The sequence below is a fragment of the Tropicibacter sp. Alg240-R139 genome (assembly GCF_900537075.1).
Taxonomy (GTDB): Bacteria; Pseudomonadota; Alphaproteobacteria; order Rhodobacterales; family Rhodobacteraceae; genus Falsiruegeria.
Genome location: NZ_UNRA01000005.1, coordinates 129,605 through 148,189 on the forward strand (window position 1 = coordinate 129,605; position 18,585 = coordinate 148,189).

General features: G+C 57.6%; 24 protein-coding genes. 18 read left to right on the forward strand and 6 right to left on the reverse strand.

Annotated elements, in window-relative coordinates:
- Positions 1-39: 39 nt before the first annotated feature.
- Together mtgA and G6R15_RS18275 are read right to left on the reverse strand one after the other, a co-directional pair.
- A complete protein-coding gene (mtgA, locus tag G6R15_RS18270; RefSeq protein WP_164661417.1) occupies positions 40-780 on the reverse strand; it encodes a monofunctional biosynthetic peptidoglycan transglycosylase in 741 nt (246 codons plus the stop codon).
- Between the two features lie 40 nt (positions 781-820).
- Entirely contained in the window at positions 821-1,969 is a 1,149-nt protein-coding gene (locus tag G6R15_RS18275) for an NnrS family protein (protein ID WP_240336807.1), read from the reverse strand.
- 182 nt (positions 1,970-2,151) lie between these two features.
- Between G6R15_RS18275 and G6R15_RS18280 the strand changes: the two genes are divergently transcribed.
- From G6R15_RS18280 to G6R15_RS18310, 7 genes are all read left to right on the forward strand, one after another.
- On the forward strand, positions 2,152-2,766 hold the full coding sequence (locus G6R15_RS18280; RefSeq protein WP_164661419.1) for a ribonuclease D: 615 nt from the start codon (positions 2,152-2,154) through the stop codon (positions 2,764-2,766).
- The gene (locus tag G6R15_RS18285; RefSeq protein WP_164661420.1) at positions 2,763-3,722 is read left to right on the forward strand and encodes an SIS domain-containing protein; all 960 of its coding nucleotides are present in this window, start codon (positions 2,763-2,765) and stop codon (positions 3,720-3,722) included. The genes G6R15_RS18280 and G6R15_RS18285 overlap by 4 nt, the downstream gene beginning before the upstream one ends.
- An 11-nt stretch (positions 3,723-3,733) precedes the next feature.
- Positions 3,734-4,333 (forward strand): LPS export ABC transporter periplasmic protein LptC, encoded by a 600-nt coding sequence (gene lptC, locus G6R15_RS18290; RefSeq protein WP_164661421.1) that lies wholly within the window; start codon positions 3,734-3,736, stop codon positions 4,331-4,333.
- 3 nt (positions 4,334-4,336) lie between these two features.
- A complete protein-coding gene (locus G6R15_RS18295; protein WP_164661422.1) occupies positions 4,337-4,828 on the forward strand; it encodes an LptA/OstA family protein in 492 nt (163 codons plus the stop codon).
- On the forward strand, positions 4,828-5,586 hold the full coding sequence (gene lptB, locus G6R15_RS18300) for an LPS export ABC transporter ATP-binding protein (RefSeq protein ID WP_085797753.1): 759 nt from the start codon (positions 4,828-4,830) through the stop codon (positions 5,584-5,586). Before G6R15_RS18295 ends, lptB begins: the two co-directional genes overlap by 1 nt.
- A gap of 254 nt (positions 5,587-5,840) precedes the next feature.
- Positions 5,841-6,404: a ribosome hibernation-promoting factor, HPF/YfiA family gene (gene hpf / locus G6R15_RS18305; RefSeq protein ID WP_164661423.1), complete on the forward strand. Its 564-nt coding sequence runs from the start codon at positions 5,841-5,843 to the stop codon at positions 6,402-6,404.
- 71 nt (positions 6,405-6,475) lie between these two features.
- Entirely contained in the window at positions 6,476-6,940 is a 465-nt protein-coding gene (locus G6R15_RS18310; RefSeq protein ID WP_164661550.1) for a PTS sugar transporter subunit IIA, read from the forward strand.
- Between the two features lie 68 nt (positions 6,941-7,008).
- Here G6R15_RS18310 and G6R15_RS18315 read toward each other — a convergent pair whose 3' ends face one another.
- Entirely contained in the window at positions 7,009-7,521 is a 513-nt protein-coding gene (locus tag G6R15_RS18315) for a CAP domain-containing protein (RefSeq protein ID WP_164661424.1), read from the reverse strand.
- A 168-nt stretch (positions 7,522-7,689) separates the two neighbouring features.
- On the opposite strand from G6R15_RS18315, the gene G6R15_RS18320 reads away from it, so the two are divergent.
- Both G6R15_RS18320 and G6R15_RS18325 read left to right on the forward strand, forming a co-directional pair.
- On the forward strand, positions 7,690-8,289 hold the full coding sequence (locus G6R15_RS18320) for a L,D-transpeptidase (RefSeq protein ID WP_164661425.1): 600 nt from the start codon (positions 7,690-7,692) through the stop codon (positions 8,287-8,289).
- Positions 8,290-8,427: 138 nt separating this feature from the next.
- Complete coding sequence (locus G6R15_RS18325; protein ID WP_085797748.1) at positions 8,428-8,610, forward strand: hypothetical protein; 183 nt, start codon at positions 8,428-8,430, stop codon at positions 8,608-8,610.
- A gap of 78 nt (positions 8,611-8,688) precedes the next feature.
- On the opposite strand, the gene hemH is transcribed toward G6R15_RS18325, so the two are convergent.
- A complete protein-coding gene (gene hemH, locus G6R15_RS18330; protein ID WP_164661426.1) occupies positions 8,689-9,738 on the reverse strand; it encodes a ferrochelatase in 1,050 nt (349 codons plus the stop codon).
- A gap of 57 nt (positions 9,739-9,795) precedes the next feature.
- Positions 9,796-10,626, reverse strand: coding sequence for a methyltransferase domain-containing protein (locus tag G6R15_RS18335; RefSeq protein ID WP_164661427.1), 831 nt, complete (start codon positions 10,624-10,626; stop codon positions 9,796-9,798).
- 17 nt (positions 10,627-10,643) lie between these two features.
- On the opposite strand from G6R15_RS18335, the gene G6R15_RS18340 reads away from it, so the two are divergent.
- Genes G6R15_RS18340 through G6R15_RS18355 form a run of 4 tightly spaced genes read left to right on the forward strand, consistent with a single transcriptional unit; the run spans position 10,644 to position 12,953 of the window.
- A complete protein-coding gene (locus G6R15_RS18340) occupies positions 10,644-11,372 on the forward strand; it encodes a ComF family protein (protein WP_164661428.1) in 729 nt (242 codons plus the stop codon).
- 39 nt (positions 11,373-11,411) lie between these two features.
- Positions 11,412-11,669 (forward strand): glutaredoxin 3, encoded by a 258-nt coding sequence (gene grxC, locus G6R15_RS18345; protein ID WP_085797744.1) that lies wholly within the window; start codon positions 11,412-11,414, stop codon positions 11,667-11,669.
- Complete coding sequence (locus tag G6R15_RS18350; protein ID WP_164661429.1) at positions 11,669-12,499, forward strand: carbon-nitrogen hydrolase family protein; 831 nt, start codon at positions 11,669-11,671, stop codon at positions 12,497-12,499. The genes grxC and G6R15_RS18350 overlap by 1 nt, the downstream gene beginning before the upstream one ends.
- Positions 12,500-12,512: 13 nt before the next feature.
- Complete coding sequence (locus G6R15_RS18355) at positions 12,513-12,953, forward strand: MarR family winged helix-turn-helix transcriptional regulator (RefSeq protein ID WP_164661430.1); 441 nt, start codon at positions 12,513-12,515, stop codon at positions 12,951-12,953.
- A 10-nt stretch (positions 12,954-12,963) separates the two neighbouring features.
- Here the strand turns inward: G6R15_RS18355 and ubiG are convergent, their stop codons facing one another.
- Positions 12,964-13,710 carry a bifunctional 2-polyprenyl-6-hydroxyphenol methylase/3-demethylubiquinol 3-O-methyltransferase UbiG gene (gene ubiG / locus G6R15_RS18360; protein WP_164661431.1) on the reverse strand — a complete coding sequence of 249 codons (747 nt, stop codon included), beginning with the start codon at positions 13,708-13,710 and terminating at the stop codon, positions 12,964-12,966.
- A 48-nt stretch (positions 13,711-13,758) separates the two neighbouring features.
- Here ubiG and pip point away from each other — a divergent pair, with 48 nt between their 5' ends.
- The 5 genes from pip to G6R15_RS18385 all read left to right on the forward strand — a co-directional run bounded on the left by pip (position 13,759) and on the right by G6R15_RS18385 (position 18,576).
- Complete coding sequence (gene pip / locus G6R15_RS18365) at positions 13,759-14,736, forward strand: prolyl aminopeptidase (protein WP_164661432.1); 978 nt, start codon at positions 13,759-13,761, stop codon at positions 14,734-14,736.
- Positions 14,733-15,539, forward strand: coding sequence for an ABC transporter substrate-binding protein (locus G6R15_RS18370; RefSeq protein WP_164661433.1), 807 nt, complete (start codon positions 14,733-14,735; stop codon positions 15,537-15,539). The genes pip and G6R15_RS18370 overlap by 4 nt, the downstream gene beginning before the upstream one ends.
- Before the next feature lie 171 nt (positions 15,540-15,710).
- A complete protein-coding gene (gene rimP / locus G6R15_RS18375) occupies positions 15,711-16,301 on the forward strand; it encodes a ribosome maturation factor RimP (RefSeq protein ID WP_164661434.1) in 591 nt (196 codons plus the stop codon).
- Positions 16,301-17,929: a transcription termination factor NusA gene (nusA, locus tag G6R15_RS18380; protein WP_164661435.1), complete on the forward strand. Its 1,629-nt coding sequence runs from the start codon at positions 16,301-16,303 to the stop codon at positions 17,927-17,929. Before rimP ends, nusA begins: the two co-directional genes overlap by 1 nt.
- Before the next feature lie 23 nt (positions 17,930-17,952).
- Entirely contained in the window at positions 17,953-18,576 is a 624-nt protein-coding gene (locus G6R15_RS18385; protein ID WP_164661436.1) for an RNA-binding protein, read from the forward strand.
- The last annotated feature ends 9 nt before the right edge of the window (positions 18,577-18,585 follow it).

Here is an 18,585-nt window from a genome sequence, read left to right on the forward strand (position 1 = left end):
ATTGTGTTGATCCAGCAATGCCCTGTAGCGTCGGGATTTTCAATCCTCGAAACAATCGGCGCGCCCGTCTGCGCGGATGGTGGCCGCTCCATCGATGATAGAAGCCGTCCGCCGACGAACCTTCGCGCTTGGTTTCGAGGCCGAGCGCGACTTGGGCGCGGGCAACACCGCCGCGATGCGCGCAGCCTGCAAAGGCGTGAGCTTATCTGGTGTCACGCCAAAATACTCTTGCGCCGCCGCATCAATGCCGAACACGCCCTCGTCCATCTCGGCCACGTTCAAATAGACCTCAAGTATGCGCCGTTTGGACCAGATCACCTCGACCGCGGGAGTAATCGCCGTTTCCAGCGCCTTGCGAATCCAACTGCGGCCTTGCCAGAGGAACACGTTCTTGACCACTTGTTGCGAGATCGTGGATGCCCCTCGCCCGCTGCCGGAATCGATAGCGGCCCGAATCGCCTTGATGTCGAATCCCCAATGCACGCAGAAATCCGCATCTTCGGCTGCAACAACAGACCGTGCCATCACCGGGGCAATATCCTCGATCGGGACCCATTGGCGATCAACCGAACCCAAACGGCGTTTTTCGGACCAGATGGTATGTGTGATCGGCGGGTTAACGACAGTGTACAGCAGCACCAGCGCAAGAACTGTCAAAATCAGAACCGTGGTGCCACGCAATGCGATGAACCCAGCCCAAGACAATAGCCAAGGCAGCGGTTTGAACCGTGTCTTTGCCTTAGATCTGCTCTTTTTCTTGCCTGCCGTTTTTTTGGCCATGGTCACTCTATAATCGACGTCAGGCCATCCGACAAACCTTCTAAGGGGTCTTTGAGGGCCGCAAAAGCCACGGCCCAACCCGGAAAGCGAAAACACCAAAGGACAAGATCCAAAGTGTCGCCGACATATCCAGCATCCATGCAGGTAATCCCCAAAGTGACCACGCAGCCCGAGCGCCTGCGGCCAGAACCAGAGCAATCAAGGCTGCATTCATCCAGCCATCAGATTTCAGCGGCCGCCCGGTGTGCCCCATGCTGGCGCGCAACATTACGGCAAATGTCATCCCGCCAATCGCAGCGATCCCGATGACGTGCAGACCAGCAGCATAAAACGCCCAATCAAGCGGCGCAGCTGCCAGCATGAGCAACCCCAAAGGAATCATCGCAAAGCACCCATGCAGTGCAAAGAGGATCGGGTTCGAAAAGGTTCGCAATCCGCGCCATCGCCCCAGACGCACCGCTTGCAGGAAGGCCGCAACCGACAATAGACCACCACAATAATATGTGTCCGGCCAAACGATCCACAGAACCAAGGCTAGAACGCTGATCAAAAGGCTGACAGCATCAAATCGGCCAAAAGTGGGCGGCAGATGTGAGCTGCCCTGTTTCTTTAGCCAACTGCGCGTGAACGCAGGCGTGATCCGCCCCCCGATCAGCATTAGCAATACCGTGATGCCCGCGAACCCGGCACGAGTGGAATATTCAGCGTATCCAGTCTGCGCGACCTCGATATGAAATCCCAAGTTCGCCAGAGCAAACACGCTGACTGGTCCCACCACCATCAGATTGCGCCAGTTGCGACTGGCAACTATCTCGCGCGCGATAATGGCCAGCACGGCAAACAGAAAAAGCGCGTCGACGACCGCCACATTCCATCCACTGCCCCATAGCATCGCCGCGCGGCCTGCAATCCACAAAACCGTCAGGCCCAATAGTAAGGACCCCGCAACAGGGGTCCTCCCAGTCCAGCTAGGCACAGCGGTCAGCAAAAACCCGGTCAAAACAGCTGAAATGTAACCAAACAACATCTCGTGCGTATGCCATAGGTAGGGATCATCATAGAGCGGTAGATCAACGGCACCGCGTATAGTCAGAATCCAGACCAGAACGGATAGGATTGCAAACAGCGACGCGCCCAGAAACATCGGGCGAAATCCATAAGAAAAGAAAGTGGTTTGATGAAGGGACATTAACCTACGCGACATGATCGTATTCCATTGAACAGCCCCCGCATAACATGCAGCCCCAAAGTTGAGTTTGTGATAGATCAATCTTTGCGCCGACCCGCAGTTTTGTTCGGTTCCGCCATCGCAGTTGAGTTTGGCATCCAAACCCCCTATCTCAGCCGCATACGGCGCAAAGGACATCATTCGTGGCAAACCACCTGTACAAAAACGACCTACCCGACGGGCTGGACCTGGGCCCCATCGTGGCCATCGATTGCGAAACCATGGGCCTGAACCCGCATCGAGACCGGCTGTGTGTGATCCAGATGTCCGGCGGTGATGGCGATGCTCATATCGTTCAGGTCGAAAAGGGCCAGACCGCCGCGCCGAACCTGTGCGCGATGCTGGAGAACCCGGAAGTGCTGAAGCTCTTTCACTTTGGCCGCTTTGACATCGCCGCGATGTACAACGCCTTTGGTGCACTGACGGCCCCGGTCTATTGCACCAAGATCGCCAGCCGCCTTGTGCGCACCTACACCGACCGCCACGGGTTGAAGAACCTGACACAGGAGTTAATCGGCGTCGACATCTCGAAACAGCAGCAGATGAGCGATTGGGGCGCCGAAACTCTGACCACTGCGCAGTTGGATTATGCGGCGTCCGATGTGCTGCATTTGCACAAGCTGCGTGAAGAACTGAACAAGCGCCTGGCGCGCGAAGGCCGCACAGAAATGGCGCAGGCCTGTTTTGATTTTCTGCCCATGCGCGCCAAGCTGGATTTGGCGGGTTGGCCCGAAACGGATATATTTGCACACTCATGACCGATTTTCAGAAAATCGCGCGTCGCGTCATAGCGGTCGAGCAAGACGGGCTGAGGCAACTGGCTGACGGTCTGGACGAAAGCTTTGACAAGGCCGTTGAAACCCTGCTGAACGCCACCGGGCGCATCATCATCTCTGGCATGGGCAAATCAGGTCATATCGCGCGTAAAATCGCGGCCACGCTTGCATCCACTGGGACGCCCGCGCATTTCGTGCACCCGGCCGAGGCCAGCCATGGCGATCTTGGCATGATGGCGCAGGGTGATGTGGCTCTGGTCTTGTCCAATTCGGGCGAAACGCCCGAACTCGCCGACATGGTTGCCTATACCCGGCGCTTCAACATCCCATTGATCGGGGTCGCAAGCCGACCAGATTCGACCTTGCTTAAGCAATCGGATGTGGCACTGGTTTTGCCAAAAGCCCAAGAAGCTTGCGGAACCGGCATCGTGCCCACGACGTCAACCACGATGACCCTGACCTTGGGCGATGCTCTGGCTGTGGCACTGATGGAACACCGCTCGTTCACGCCGGAGAATTTCCGCGAGTTCCACCCAGGTGGCAAATTGGGGGCTCAGCTCAGCAAGGTGCGCGATTTGATGCACCGCGATCTGCCTTTGGTGGCTTCGGGTACATCTATGGGTGACGCTCTGCTGGTCATGAGCCAAAAAAGTTTCGGGGTTGTTGGCGTGACCGATGCGGGCAATGCGTTGCTGGGCATCGTGACAGATGGTGACTTGCGTCGACATATGAAAAACCTGCTTGAGTTGGACGTTGATCATGTGATGACGACCACGCCCCGAACGATCGGTCCCGACGCTATGGCGGAAGAGGCCGTGGCGATGATGACGCTCCAGTCCCCTCAGATCACCTGCCTCTTTGTTGTCGATCCGGACGGCTCAGGCAACGCCGAAGGGATCTTGCATATCCACGACTGTCTGCGCGCTGGTCTGGGGTAGGAGTTTCCACTGTGGACGGTTATTCGCGTGTAGTTCAACTGCTCAAGGTGCTGCTGCCACTGGCCGCACTTGCGCTGTTGTCGACTTTGTTCTTGCTGTCCCGTAGCGTCGATCCCAACGCCACTATCCCCTTTGCGGAACAGGATATGGCAGATCGAATGCGCGACCAGCAGGTGACAAAACCGTATTTCTCGGGCACGACTGCCAAGGGAGAAGAGGTACTGGTCACAGCCTTGATCGCGCGACCGGGTGGCCCGAATGCTCCTGCTGAGGCAACGGATCTGGACGCTCAGATCAAGCTCATCGACGGCAAGATCATACGCCTGACTTCAAAACTGGGAAATGTCGCTCTGGATCAGGACATGGCGGTTTTTTCCGGCGACGTGCGGATCACCTCGACCGACGGCACCGAAATCCGGACCGAAGTGTTGAACACTGCGCTTAGCGGGATCAGGGGATCGACTCCTGGAACCGTCACAGGAACGGGCCCAATCGGTGACTTTACGGCCGGAAACATGGAAATGGGCGCAAAAAACGACGATGGACCCATCCACATGCTATTCAAAAACGGGGTTAAGCTGATATATGATCCCCAAAAGCAAGAAAGATAACCTGTGATCTATTTTCGCGCTCTGATTTTCAGCATCCTTTCGGTCTTGGGCGCGGCATCAGTGTCGGCACAGGGCGCTAACGTTGCATTTGGCGCGATCAAGGCTGATCCGAGCCTACCTGTCGAGGTCACGGCCGACACGCTGGACGTAAACCAGGAAAGCGGATCTGCAGAATTCAAGGGTAACGTATTGGTAGGACAAGGCGAAATGCGCCTGTCGGCACAGCGCGTCCTTGTTATCTACAATCAGGAACAATCTGGCATCCAGCGGATGGAGGCGACGGGCGACGTCGTGCTGGTCAGCGGTCCCGACGCTGCGCAAGCAGAGCGCGCTGATTACACCATCGATACCGGCGTTATCGTGATGACCGGAAATGTGTTGCTGACGCAGGGTGAAAACGCCCTGACGTCGAATAGGATGACCGTCAATCTGATCACCGGAACAGCGCAGATGGTTGGCCGAGTGAAAACAATTTTGAACTCGGACAAGAATTGATGGCGAAACCGAAACTCAGCGTGACCGAAGGCTCCTCGGGGCTGAAAATCGAGAAACTGCGCAAATCTTATAGCAAAAAAACCGTGATTCGGGATGTGTCCATGTCGCTGGACCGATCCGAGGTTGTTGCGTTGCTGGGTCCGAACGGATCGGGCAAAACGACGACATTTTATTCCATCGCGGGACTGGTATTTCCCGAAGCGGGCTCCGTAACCATCGACGGGCAGAACGTGACAACGCTGCCGATGTATCGTCGTGCACGTTTGGGGATCGGATACCTGCCGCAGGAAATGTCGATCTTTCGCGGCCTAAGTGTCGAAGACAACATCTCGGCCGTGCTGGATGTGACTGTCAAACATGCACACAAGCGCAAGGAACGGCTCGAAGAATTACTGTCTGACTTTTCCGTCGAGCACCTGCGCCGCGCACCGGCGCTGGCCCTGTCTGGCGGTGAACGTCGCCGGGTTGAAATCGCACGATGCCTGGCTGCGGACCCAAAATACCTGCTGCTCGACGAACCATTTGCGGGTGTTGACCCGATCAGCGTTGGCGACATTCGCCATCTGGTCGCGGATCTGAAAAAGCGCGGCATCGGCGTGCTGATCACAGACCACAATGTGCGCGAAACGCTCGAGATCGTGGACCGCGCCTATATTCTGCATGACGGTCAGGTCCTGATGTCCGGCACCCCCGAAGAGGTGGTGGACAACGAAAACGTGCGCCGTGTCTACTTGGGCGAAAACTTCCGTATTTCATGAACTTACGGCGGATGAGCGCCGAAGGTGACGAAGAATCGCACAACTTCTTTGCTGCTTTCGATTGACTCTCGGCGCGTCTCTTGCCTCAATCAGGATATGGCAAACTTGCGGTTCTATGCTGTCTTGGGTCGCCCCTTCATCGAAGGGTCAAATAGGACGCAACCTGCGCAAATGCCTAATCCAATCACCCGTTATTGACAGGCGCGGCCAATTTATTGGGCGTGAATGCGGGTGAGAATTGTGAAGGAGATCACATGCGTTACCAAATCAGCGGAAAACAGATTGATATCGGCGAAGCCCTGCAAACTCACGTGCAGACGGAACTGGGCGATGCTGTGGCAAAATATGCAGAACGCCCCACGGATGCCAATGTCGTCTTTTCCCGCTCGGCGCATGAATATGTGTGCGAAACAACTGTTCATCTTTCGACCGGCCTGACGGCTCAGGCCAAGGCTCATGCCAACGAAATTTACGCCGCGTTCGAGGCGTGCTGCGACAAGATGGAGACGCAACTGCGTCGCTACAAGCGCCGCCTAAAGGATCACCATAAGGATCGGTCGGAGCCGGTTGAACTCTTTGGCGCGTCCTCGTATATCCTCGCGTCGGAAGAACAGAACACCGATAATGAGCCCGAGTCGCTACAGCCGATTATTGTGGCCGAGATGGAGACTAAGATTCCATCGCTTTCGGTTGGCGAGGCCGTTATGCAAATGGAGCTGGCTGGCGCCCCGGTGCTGGTCTTTCGGAATGAAGGCAAGGATGGGTTGAACGTGGTGTACCGTCGCGATGACGGAAACATCGGTTGGATCGACCCGTAATAGGCAAGAAATATCAAATGGCCGCCCTCTGGCATGATGATCAGGGGGCGCCCGTGCGGAGCAAGCAAGACATGGAGCTTTCAAGCATCCTCAAGCCTGAGGCGGTAAAGGTATTTGCCGCTGCCTCGAGCAAGAAACGTCTGTTCCAGGAAATCGCCGAAGTGGCACATGCCGCTCATGGGTTTGAACCCCAGTCGACGGTCGAGGCCCTGATGGAACGCGAGAGCCTGGGACCGACCGGCGTTGGTCACGGTGTGGCCCTGCCGCATGCGCGCTTGTCAGGTATGGACAAGGTTACCGGCGTATTCGTCGTGCTGGAAAAGCCGATGGATTTTGGCTCGGTTGACCGTCAGCCGGTCGACATCGCCTTTACCCTCTTCGCCCCCGAAGAAGCAGGTGTCGAACACCTTAAAGCGCTTGCTCTGGTGTCGCGTACGCTGCGCGAGCAACCGCTTTGCACCAAACTGCGTGCCAATCTGGATCCCACAAAGCTTTATGCGATCTTGACCGAGGCCCAGTCTGTTCAAGCTGCTTGATCCCAAACACAGTATTCAGAATCAAAAAGGCCCCGCGCGGGGCCTTTTTTCGTGGGAATCGGTCGGGTTTAGCCGCCCATTTCCATCGTCCACCAGATCTTGCCGCCTTTTTCCTGAAACCAGGCAAATCCCATGTTGATCGCCGTCGGGTCCAGTATCACCGAGCGGGTGCCGGGCTCTTCCATCCAAGCGGCCAGAGTTTCCAGCTCAGTTTCATAAGTTTCCGAGATCGCCTCGCCCACCAGGGGGCCTGGATATCCGGCCCGCGCAATTCGATCCAACGGCGACGAGCCGTCCGAGCCAAAGTGCCAGGGGCGATTCTGTGCCGCCATGTCACGCGAATGAGTTGCGGCCGCCGCGTTCAGCTGTGCGTTCAACTGAACTGGGGACACCCCCGATGCCGAGCGTAGCGCATTGACCGAGTCCAACATACGGAACTGAAGCTTCGATGCATTGCCCCGAATCTTGTAAACCGTAGGCAGAGGCTGGCCATCTGCACCCAGTCGGTCCGGTCCCGAAGTGGGCGTACAGGCGGCCAAGCCCAGGAACAGTATCGTCAAAAGGGAAATCAGTCGCGTCATAAGGCACCCCGGTACATCTATCGGACCATGAGATAGCGCGACACGGGTTCAGGCGCAAATGCAACTCTGCCACAGTGTGCGCATTCGCGCTGGTTTGATTTGCGACTGAGGCTTTCGCGCCATATTATGCTCCGAATACTGGGATTGAACACATAAAGGTCTGCAACCATGGTCAAAAAGTCATTCGAATCCCCGACTCGCCGTAGTTTCTTGATTGGCGCGACAGCCACGTTGGGCACTCCTGCTATCGCTCAATACACGCCAAACGATCCATTGCGCCCTGCACCAGAGGCTGAACCAGCGGTTCGTCGCAATATTTCGAGCTTCCGTGCCAAGAGTTGGAAACCCTACTTCAGCAACACCCGCAACGGTGCGATTCTGGTCGATACCACGTCGCGCGCGCTGCATTATTGGTCAGACGATCAGTCTATCTATAAGCTGTATCCTTCGTCAGTGCCCTTGACCGAGGAACTAACCCGACTTGGCCGCACCAGCGTAATTCGCAAGGTCGAAGGCCCCAGCTGGTCGCCGACCCCTTCGATGAAAAAACGCAATCCGGAGTGGCCAGATTACATTCCGCCAGGCCCCGACAACCCGCTGGGCACCCATGCATTGTATCTCAGCTGGAAATATTACCGCATCCACGGCACGCACGACACACGCAAGATTGGTCGTCGATCGTCGAACGGGTGCATTGGTCTGTACAACGAGCATATCTCTGAATTGTTCTCAATGGCCAAGGTGGGTACGCAAGTGTTGCTAATTTGACGACATTTCAGCGCACTGAATCGGGTTCGGGGTAAGTAGCATTTGCAATTCAACCCCATAGCTGATTAGAAAAAACCACGAGGTAAGTCTTGGCTGTGCGGTTCATTATGTCGAATCGCGCAAATTCTGGAGGTTAATATGAAAAAACTCGTTCTTGCTGCTGCTCTGACAGCCGCTGCTTCGACCGCATACGCAGGCAACATCGCTGAGCCGATCGTTGAACCGCCGGTCATCGTTGAAGAAACTCAGTCGTCGTCGTCGGGCATCGTCCTGCCGCTGCTGCTGCTGGTTCTGGTCGGTGCCGCTGTTGCATCGAGCTAAGATTTTCAGCTTCGGCTGATACGGAAAAGGCGGTGGTCACCCACCGCCTTTTTCATTTTCTGAAACGGGCTTTGGGCGTCAGTCGATCCATCCCGACAGATTCTCTGCAACCACGGTACTCAGCGCTTTGATATGCGCGTCATCATCGTTCAGGCATGGGATATAGGTGAACCGCTCACCACCCGCCCTTTCAAAGCTTTCCTTGATCTCTTCGTTGATCTCTTCGAGCGTTTCGATGCAATCGGCCGAAAAAGCGGGCGCACAAACAGCGATGTTCTTTTTACCCTGTTTTGCAAGTTCAGCCACGTGGTCAACTGTGTAAGGCTTTAGCCACTCTTCGGGTCCAAAGCGCGACTGAAAGGTCGACACAATATCCGTCTCTTCCCAGCCCAGGCGTTCGCGCAGCAAACGGGTCGTTTTCACACATTGGCAATGATAGGGATCACCCTGCTGCAGGTAACGCTCGGGCATGCCGTGGTAGGAACACACCAGAACATCGGGGCGCGTTTTCATATCTGCATAGGCCCGCTCGATCGACTGCGCCAACGCCTCGATATACCTCGGGTGGTCAAAATAGGGGGCGACCGTGCGGCTGGCCGGTTGCCAGGTTTCCCGCATCAACGCACGGAAAAACTGGTCATTGGCGGTAGCCGAAGTCGCGCCCGCGTAATGCGGATAAAGCGGAAAAAACAGGATCTTGTCACATCCTGCAGCCACCATCTCTCGCACCTTTGATTGCGTGGACGGGTTGCCGTAGCGCATGGAGAAATCCACCACCACCTGGTCGCCGTACCGTTCAGACAAGGCCTCGGCCATCTTGGCGGTTTGATCCTTGGTGATCGTCATCAGCGGACTTTCGCCCTGATTATGGTTCCAGATGGATTTGTACGCCGCCCCAGACGTGAACGGTCGCTTGGTCAGGATGATCAACTGCAACAGCGGTTGCCATTTCCATTTGGGGTAATCGATCACCCGCTGATCGGACAGAAATTCGTTCAGATAGCGCCGCATCGGCCAGTATGAATAGTCATCCGGTGTGCCCAGATTGGCCAGTAACACGCCAACCTTGCCGAACTTCACCTTGGGGTGCTCGGTCGGCGCATGGGTGGGGCGGGTGGCATCAAACATGTTTGGCGTCCTGAATTTGTCGTGTGTAGGGCTGAGATAACCGGAAATCCCTTTGGGTCAATCCGGCAGTTTACCCTCAGGGGTTTTGAGAACATCGGCCAGCCTTGCCGTGGCAGAGCCGGGGCGCAGAGGTTTGGGTTGGCTTTCGTCCGGGGACCAACCGGTGAGGCAAATCAAATCGAAAGTGGCAGGCAATCGCCCACTCCCAGTCACAAAGTTGCTCTGATACAGTTCTTGCGCCCGTTGGAACACTCCCCGTCGGGTGGGATGGCGCAAGCGCGCATGGAGGGCGTTACCCTCGCCCATGGTGCGCAGATCACGCATCAGATGCCAGATGTCTCGGTATTCAGCCCGCAGTTCCACGTTGTCTGCTACAGGCAGAGCAAACCCTGCGCGCTGCAACAACCCACCCAGATCCCGAATCTCGGCCATCGGGGCGATTCGCGGAGATAGGCCGCCAGATACTTCAACCTCTGCTTGCCCCAGAGCGGCACGCAATTCGTGCAATGTCTCGCCGCCCAGCGCGACGGCCAGCAGCAAGCCGTCCGGTCTTAGTGCGCGCCGACATTGGATCAACTGCCCCACAGGGTCATTTGCCCAATGCAACCCCATCGCATGCACGACAAGGTCATACGAACCCGGCCCTAAGTCTAAAACCTCAGTATCTTCGATCACATGCGCTCCGGGTATCACATCGTCCCAGACCTGCGGCAAAGGCGTCACGACGGCAGGCAGCGTAAACACTCTGTTAACCATGGACAGGCGATCCTGCACTTCGTCGATGGCCGCGTCGTGCAGAAACAGCGCATCTGGATTGATACGGCGGCGATTGGCGGCACGGGCAACGCGATCGACCAGTTTTGGCGTGTCTTGGGGTGGAATTCTCATGGGGGGCAGATAATCCGATGTGGAGCAGGATTCAAACCGCTGTCGAAATGATCTATCCGCCACGCTGTCTGGGCTGCGGCGAATTGGTGACGTCCGACTTTGGCCTGTGTGGATCCTGCTGGCGCGATACCCCGTTCGTCGCGGGCACCGTGTGCGAGGCTTGCGGCACCCCCCTGCCAGGCCAGCAAGACGGCTATCGCATCGAATGCGACGACTGCATGGCCACTCCACGCCCATGGAAAGATGGGCGGGCGGCGCTGCTTTACACAGGACGTGCACGGCGGATGATCCTGGCGCTCAAGCACGGCGACCGGCCCGAATTGGCGCGCCCTGCGGCCCTGTGGATGGCCAAGGCGGGCAGATACATGCTGCACGACAAGATGCTGATCGCACCAGTCCCGCTGCATTGGACCCGCCTGCTCAAACGTCGATACAACCAATCGGCCCTGCTGGCCCAACATTTGTCAGATGAAACCGGCCTATCCCATTGCCCAGACCTTATGATCCGGTCCAAGAAGACACCGATGCTTGAAGGGAAAACGCTCCGGGAGCGAACCGAGATCTTGTCCCAAGCGATTGGAGTGCACTCCAAACGCCGCCATCGGCTGACATCACGTGACATCCTGCTGGTGGATGACGTGATGACATCTGGCGCAACCTTGACGGCCTGTGCACGCGCCTGTTTGGACGCCGGGGCAAATCATATTTTCGTGCTCACACTGGCACGCGTTGCCAAAGATGCCTAGTTCCCCCTAGATTACGCCAAATTTGCCAAGGGAACGCCCATGAAAGCCGTTGAAATCTACACCTCGCCGCTCTGCGGTTTTTGCCACGCGGCCAAGCGCCTGCTGAACCAGAAGGGCGTCGAATTCACCGAGATTGACGTGATGCGGAACCCTGACCGCAAGCCCGAGATGATCCAGCGCGCCAATGGTGGCCGCACCGTGCCGCAGATATTTGTCGGCGAAACCCACGTGGGCGGCTGTGACGACCTGTATGACCTGGAACGCTCCGGCAAGCTTGACCCGCTGCTGGCTGCCTGATGAAAACCGCCCTGATCCAGATCACTTCATCTGACGATCCTGCTGCAAACCTGGACATGGTCCACGACATGATTGCCGAGGCTGCAACCAACGGCGTCCGGTTCGTTCTGACGCCCGAGGTCACCAATTGTGTCTCTACTAGCACAACGCGACAGCGCGAGGTGTTGCAGTATCAAGAAGATGACATCACCTTGGCCAGTCTGCAGGCGCAGGCAGCTGAGCTGGGGATCTGGCTCCTGATCGGATCACTGGGGATCAAGACGCATGATGCGGACGGACGTTTCGCCAACCGCTCGTTCATGATCAACCCGCAGGGCGAAATCGTCGCGCAGTACGACAAGATCCACATGTTCGACGTCCAAGTGACCGAGCATGAGACATTCCGCGAATCCGCCAACTATCGCCCCGGCACGCAGGCGGTTGTGGCGGATACGGACTTTGGCAAGGTCGGCATGACCATCTGCTATGATGTCCGTTTTCCACATCTGCACGCCAAACTGGCGCAAGAGGGCGCGACGATCCTGACTGTTCCGGCGGCCTTCTCTCCGGTCACGGGTGCTGCGCATTGGGAACCCCTGCTGCGCGCCCGCGCGATTGAAACGGGATGCTGGGTTCTGGCCCCCGCCCAATGCGGCGAGCACCCCAAGACCCGCGGCAAGACTCGCTATACCCATGGTCACTCGCTGATTGTCGCCCCGTGGGGAGAGGTCGTGATTGACGCAGGCAGCGAACCGGGCATTCACTATTTTGATCTGGATGATACATCTGTTACAGACGCACGACGCAAAGTGCCGTCTCTGACTCACGCTCGGCCGTTCGACGGTCCCTGACCCAGATCTGGAAATGACAGACGAAACCAATGCCCTAGCGGTCACGCTGTTCAGCGAGATCCTGACAGCAGACCAGTTGTTGCGCAACCGGCTCAGCCGGGTGCTGCCAAAGGGCATGGAAATCTCACATTTCTCGGTCTTGAATCATCTGGTCTTTGTTGGCGGCGAGCGCACCCCCGCGCAATTGGCCGACACGTTCCATGTGACACGCGGTGCGATCACCAACACACTCGCGAAACTGGAATGGGCCGGATACATCCACATCCGCCCCGATTGGGACGACGCCCGCCGCAAGATGGTCGCCATCAGCCCCGCAGGCCGCCAAGCCCGCGATCAGGCAATTTCGTCCATCGCACCGCTGATCAACAAGGTGGTCGGAGAGCTGGGACCGGATCGCGTTCGATCTACTCTACCAGTTTTGCGAGACCTGCGAATAAAGCTCGAAGACGAATAGGCGGCGCCGACTATTCCGGTTTCACGCTCGCCGTCACATAGTTCACGCTCAGATCGCGGTCGGAAATTGACCAGCTCCACAGGATCGGATTGAATACGAACCCCTTGCGGTCGACCGGGTCCAAACCCGCCTGGCGCAGCAGATCAAACAGCTCGTCCGGTGTGATGAACTTGTTCCATTCATGCGTGCCCTTGGGCAGCCAGCGCATCACCACCTCGGCCCCAAATATCGCAACGGCATATGATTTCGGGTTGCGGTTGATCGTCGAGCAGATTTCCAGCCCGCCGGGTTTGAGCAGCTGCTGCGTCGCGGTCAGATAGCTGAGTGGATCGGCAACATGTTCGACCACTTCCATGTTCAGAATCACATCGAACTGCTCGCCCGCTTCGGCCAAAGCCTCCGCCGTGGTGTGGCGATAGTCGATGTTCAGCCCGGACTGTTCCGCGTGAATGCGCGCGACAGGCAAATTGCCCTCAGCCGCATCAGCGCCAACAACCTCGGCCCCCAAACGCGCCATCGGCTCGCTCAGCAACCCGCCACCACAGCCTATGTCCAAAAGTCGCAGGCCAGCGAACGGGCGCGGCCCGGTCAGATCACGTTCGAACTCACCAGCGATTTGCTGCGTGATGTAGTCCAATCGGCACGGGTTGAGCATGTGCAGCGGCTTGAATTTGCCGTTGGGGTCCCACCATTCGGCGGCCATAGCCTCGAATTTTGCGATCTCCGAAGGGTCAACCGTGTTCGCAGGCGCTTGCATTCCTGTCTCCGTGTGCTCTTTTACGCTTAAGGACTATATAGGGCCATAATGGACAAGTACTCGGACCAAAAGCGCGCAGTGCAATTTCTTTACCCGCCGATCGAACCTTTCGATCAGCAGTTGATTGATGTTGGACAAGGCCATCGCGTTTATTTTGAACAGTGTGGCAACCCCAACGGTATCCCGGTCGTGGTGCTGCACGGCGGCCCCGGTGGCGGCTGTAGCCCTGCGATGCGGCGCTATTTCGATCCCGAAGTGTACCGGGTGATTCTTTTTGATCAGCGCGGATGTGGCCGGTCGCGGCCCCATGCATCGGTCGAAAACAACACGACGCATCATTTGGTCGCAGATATAGAGCTGATCCGGCGCCAGCTGGACATCGACGCTTGGATCGCATTCGGCGGCAGTTGGGGCGCAACGTTGGCGTTGATTTATGCCCAGGCACACCCGGACCGCGTAACGCATCTGGTGCTGCGCGGCGTGTTCCTGATGACGCAAAGCGAGCTGGATTGGTTCTATGGCGGTGGGGCTGGCAAGTTCTGGCCGGAAACCTGGGCCAAGTTCGCCTCGCTCATCCCCGAAAACGAACAGCACGACATGATCGCCGCTTATAACAAGCGGTTGTTCTCCGGCGACCGCCCGCTTGAGACGCGTTATGCCCGTGCCTGGTCGGCGTGGGAGAACGCGCTGGCGTCGATCCATTCGTCTGGCACCAGCGGTGAAAGCCCCGGCGATTACGCCCGCGCCTTTGCCCGGCTGGAGAACCACTATTTCATCAATAACGGCTTTCTCGAGGTCGATGGGCAAATTCTGGCCAACATGGGGCGGATATCGCATATTCCCGGCGTTATCGTTCAGGGGCGCTATGACATGATCTGCCCCCCCACATCCGCTTGGAAGCTTAACAACCTCTGGCCCGCGTCCGAGCTGCGGATGGTCCGCAATGCAGGTCACGCCCTATCGGAACCAGGCATCAGTGCCGAACTTGTACGCACCATGGACCGGATCGCCGAGGTTCTGACATGACCCGCATCGACCGCCGTGCGCTTTTTTCCACCGGTGCCGCCGCCGCTTTGCTGGCGGCCACTGGTGTGTCGCTGGACGCAGCACCCAAAGCTGGCGGAACCCTGCGGCTGGCCGTACCCAAGGACGGATCGCTTGACTGTGTCGCACGTGGCGCCATGTTCGACACCCTGACCGAGATTGCGCCAGACGGCACCTTGCGCGGCGAACTGGCACAAAGCTGGCACAGCTCGGATGAAGCCCGCATCTGGACTTTTGATCTGCGTGCGGACGTGATGTTTCACGACGGCGCACCCCTTAGGCCCGAAGACGTTATCCAAGCGCTCACTCGTCTGCCTGATCTGGCCAGCATCGAAACTGTCGCTGACCATCAATTGCGCGTCGAACTTACAAACAGCACGCCCGGCCTGCCATTCACCCTTGCAGATGACGCCTTTTGCATCACACGGGATCAGACCATTGGAACCGGCTGTTACCGTGCCGTACACCTGCAAGAAGGCCGGAATTTCCGTGGGGCAAAAATTAAGAATCACTACAAGGCTGGTCAGGCCGGTTGGCTGAACCAGATCGAGGTCATCATGATCCCCAACGCCAACGTCCGCGCCGAAGCGCTGCGCGACGGCTATGTTGACGTTGCCGCCCTGCCTGCCCCCAGCGGTCTGCGCGAGCGCGCCAAGTATCGCTATCACCCCTCGGAACGTGACATGGCTTTGGCTGTCGCAGACACCGTTGGCTTACCCCGTCAGGTCAGCATCCGCGCTGCTTTGGACGACGGGCGCATCGCGGAACGGTGGTGGATGACCTGATCCAAACAAGGTCTTAGCTGACAATTTCACGCTCCCCCTTGCAGACTCACCTCATCCGCCGTATATGGCTTGATAACAGCGGCGCGTCGGGTCCTTGGATCCGAGGTTCCACCGGAGTTTCGACGGGCCGCGCGCCCGTTTTTTTGTGCCCGGAGCTTGGGTAATCTGACCATGACAAACGACCTGATAGCAAAAGCAGCCATCGACCAGCGCCTGGCCGAAATCATCTCCCCCGTGATCGAAGATCTGGGGTATGAATTGGTCCGCGTTCGTCTGATGAGCGGCAAGGAATCAACGCTGCAGATTATGGCCGACAAGGCCGGTGGCGGCATCGAAGTGGACGACTGCGGCGAAATCTCGAACGCGGTCAGCGCCACACTGGATGTCGAGGACCCTATCCTTGACGCCTATACGCTTGAGGTGTCTAGCCCCGGTATCGACCGCCCGCTGACACGCCTGAAAGATTTCGACATGTTCGAAGGCTACGAGGCCAAGCTGGAAACCACCGAACTTATCGACGGACGCCGCCGCTTTAAGGGCGAACTGGCGGGCATCGAAGGGGACGAGGTTCTGATCAATATCGACCAGAACGGCGAAACCGTGACCATCGGGTTGCAGTTCGACTGGCTCAGCGACGCCAAACTGGTGCTGACTGACGAGCTGATCAAGGAAATGCTGCGCCAGCGCAAAGACGCCGGCGTTCTGAACGAAGACGCGTTCGACGACATCGAGACCGAAGGGTCCCAAGAGGAGACGAAGTAATGGCAATCACCTCTGCAAACCAGCTGGAGCTGTTGCAAACCGCCGAGGCCGTGGCCCGCGAAAAGATGATCGACCCCGGTCTGGTCGTCGAAGCGATGGAAGAATCCCTCGCTCGCGCCGCGAAATCCCGCTACGGCGCCGAGATGGACATCCGCGTCCATATCGACCGCAAGACCGGTAAAGCGACCTTTACCCGGGTCCGCACCGTGGTCGAGGACGAAGAGCTGGAAAACTACCAGTCGGAATTCACCGTCGAGCAGGCCAAGCAGTACATGGCTGACCCAGTGATCGGTGACACCTTTGTCGAAGAGGTTCCGCCGGTTGAAATGGGTCGGATCGCTGCGCAATCCGCCAAGCAGGTGATCCTGCAGAAGGTGCGCGAAGCCGAGCGTGATCGTCAGTTCGAAGAGTTCAAAGACCGAGCGGGCACCATCATCAACGGTGTCGTCAAACGCGAAGAATACGGCAACGTCATCGTCGACGTGGGTGCTGGCGAAGCGATGCTGCGCCGCAACGAAAAGATCGGCCGCGAAAGCTATCGCCCGAACGACCGTGTGCGCTGCTACATCAAGGATGTGCGCCGCGAGGTCCGTGGCCCGCAGATCTTCCTGTCGCGCACCGCGCCGGAATTCATGGCCGAGCTGTTCAAGATGGAAGTGCCGGAAATCTATGACGGCATCATCGAGATCAAGGCTGTGGCCCGTGACCCCGGTTCGCGCGCCAAGATTGCTGTGATCAGCTATGATGGCTCAATCGACCCTGTAGGTGCCTGCGTTGGTATGCGCGGCAGCCGCGTGCAGGCCGTTGTGAACGAGCTGCAGGGTGAAAAGATCGACATCATCCCTTGGAACGAAGATCAGCCGACTTTCCTGGTAAACGCACTGCAGCCCGCCGAGGTGTCCAAGGTGGTTCTGGATGAAGAAGCCGGCAAGATCGAAGTTGTTGTTCCCGAGGAGCAGCTGAGCCTCGCCATTGGTCGCCGTGGTCAAAACGTGCGCCTGGCGTCGCAGCTGACAGCCTTGGACATCGACATCATGACCGAGGCCGAAGAATCGGCGCGCCGTCAGAAAGAATTCGAATCCCGCACCAAACTGTTCATGGACAGCCTGGACCTGGACGAATTCTTTGCACAGCTGCTGGTGTCGGAAGGGTTCACCAACCTGGAAGAAGTCGCATACGTCGAAATCGACGAACTGCTGGTCATCGACGGCATCGACGAAGGCACTGCCAACGAGCTGCAGACCCGCGCCCGCGAAAATCTGGAAGCACAGGCCAAAGCCGCTCTGGACAACGCCCGCGCTTTGGGTGTCGAAGACAGCCTGGTTGAATTCGAGGGCCTGACACCCCAGATGATCGAAGCGCTTGCTCAGGATGGTGTGAAAACGCTGGAAGACTTTGCAACCTGCGCCGATTGGGAATTGGCTGGTGGTTGGACGTCCGTCGATGGCGAGCGTGTAAAAGACGATGGTATCCTGGAGCCCTTCGAACTGTCTCTGGAAGATGCACAAGATATGGTTATGACCGCCCGCGTATTGCTGGGTTGGGTTGACCCCGCCGAACTGGAAGCCGAAGCGGAAGAAGTCGAAGACGACGATCAAGACGAAACAGCAACGGAGGCCGGGGCCTGATCTCAGGCCCCAGGGGTTTCGAGATGGGTCGCGGTGGCGTTCCAAAGGATCACACGGATGGTCCAGACCGCAAGTGCATTGCCACGGGTGACGTGCAGCCAAAATTTGGGCTGATTCGCTTTGTGGTGGGCCCTGACGGTCAGGTCTATCCCGATGTCATGGGCAAATTGCCCGGCCGAGGCGCCTATGTCGCTGCGGATCGGGAAGCGTTGGCCATGGCGGTGAAAAAGAAACTGTTTTCCCGCGGTTTCAAAATGCAAGTAACGGTTCCCGACAACCTGATAGATGAAGTCGAACGTCTGCTGGCCCGTCGCGTGGTCGATCTGCTGAGCCTGGCCCGCAAGTCAGGCGATGCAGTTGCCGGTTACGAAAAGGTAAAATCCAGTCTGGATCGAGAAGAGGCAAGCGTTTTGATTCAAGCCTCGGACGGATCAGGACGCGGGAAGTCAAAGCTGAGCACGCCACACCGCGGAAATTACATCGGTTGGCTGACAGCGGATGAGTTAGGCATGGCGTTTGGACGCCAAACTGTGATACATGCCGCCCTCGCCTCTGGTGGACTCAGTAAACGTGTTGTAGAGGAAGCGCAGCGTTTGCGTGGCGTGCGCGAAACGGATGACGGCGGCAAGGGCCGCACGGAAGGGTAGTTAGGCTTT

Coding starts and splice junctions, on each gene's coding strand:
- hemH (WP_164661426.1), bottom strand. CDS start 9,738: ATGTTTGATGCCACCCGCCCCACCCATGCGCCGACCGAGCACCCCAAG.
- mtgA (WP_164661417.1), bottom strand. CDS start 780: ATGGCCAAAAAAACGGCAGGCAAGAAAAAGAGCAGATCTAAGGCAAAG.
- grxC (WP_085797744.1), top strand. CDS start 11,412: ATGAAAGCCGTTGAAATCTACACCTCGCCGCTCTGCGGTTTTTGCCAC.
- G6R15_RS18350 (WP_164661429.1), top strand. CDS start 11,669: ATGAAAACCGCCCTGATCCAGATCACTTCATCTGACGATCCTGCTGCA.
- G6R15_RS18285 (WP_164661420.1), top strand. CDS start 2,763: ATGACCGATTTTCAGAAAATCGCGCGTCGCGTCATAGCGGTCGAGCAA.
- ubiG (WP_164661431.1), bottom strand. CDS start 13,710: ATGCAAGCGCCTGCGAACACGGTTGACCCTTCGGAGATCGCAAAATTC.
- G6R15_RS18315 (WP_164661424.1), bottom strand. CDS start 7,521: ATGACGCGACTGATTTCCCTTTTGACGATACTGTTCCTGGGCTTGGCC.
- G6R15_RS18275 (WP_240336807.1), bottom strand. CDS start 1,969: ATGTCCCTTCATCAAACCACTTTCTTTTCTTATGGATTTCGCCCGATG.
- pip (WP_164661432.1), top strand. CDS start 13,759: ATGGACAAGTACTCGGACCAAAAGCGCGCAGTGCAATTTCTTTACCCG.
- G6R15_RS18385 (WP_164661436.1), top strand. CDS start 17,953: ATGGGTCGCGGTGGCGTTCCAAAGGATCACACGGATGGTCCAGACCGC.
- G6R15_RS18320 (WP_164661425.1), top strand. CDS start 7,690: ATGGTCAAAAAGTCATTCGAATCCCCGACTCGCCGTAGTTTCTTGATT.
- G6R15_RS18355 (WP_164661430.1), top strand. CDS start 12,513: ATGACAGACGAAACCAATGCCCTAGCGGTCACGCTGTTCAGCGAGATC.
- nusA (WP_164661435.1), top strand. CDS start 16,301: ATGGCAATCACCTCTGCAAACCAGCTGGAGCTGTTGCAAACCGCCGAG.
- rimP (WP_164661434.1), top strand. CDS start 15,711: ATGACAAACGACCTGATAGCAAAAGCAGCCATCGACCAGCGCCTGGCC.
- G6R15_RS18310 (WP_164661550.1), top strand. CDS start 6,476: ATGGAGCTTTCAAGCATCCTCAAGCCTGAGGCGGTAAAGGTATTTGCC.
- G6R15_RS18340 (WP_164661428.1), top strand. CDS start 10,644: ATGTGGAGCAGGATTCAAACCGCTGTCGAAATGATCTATCCGCCACGC.
- lptB (WP_085797753.1), top strand. CDS start 4,828: ATGGCGAAACCGAAACTCAGCGTGACCGAAGGCTCCTCGGGGCTGAAA.
- G6R15_RS18335 (WP_164661427.1), bottom strand. CDS start 10,626: ATGAGAATTCCACCCCAAGACACGCCAAAACTGGTCGATCGCGTTGCC.
- G6R15_RS18370 (WP_164661433.1), top strand. CDS start 14,733: ATGACCCGCATCGACCGCCGTGCGCTTTTTTCCACCGGTGCCGCCGCC.
- G6R15_RS18325 (WP_085797748.1), top strand. CDS start 8,428: ATGAAAAAACTCGTTCTTGCTGCTGCTCTGACAGCCGCTGCTTCGACC.
- hpf (WP_164661423.1), top strand. CDS start 5,841: ATGCGTTACCAAATCAGCGGAAAACAGATTGATATCGGCGAAGCCCTG.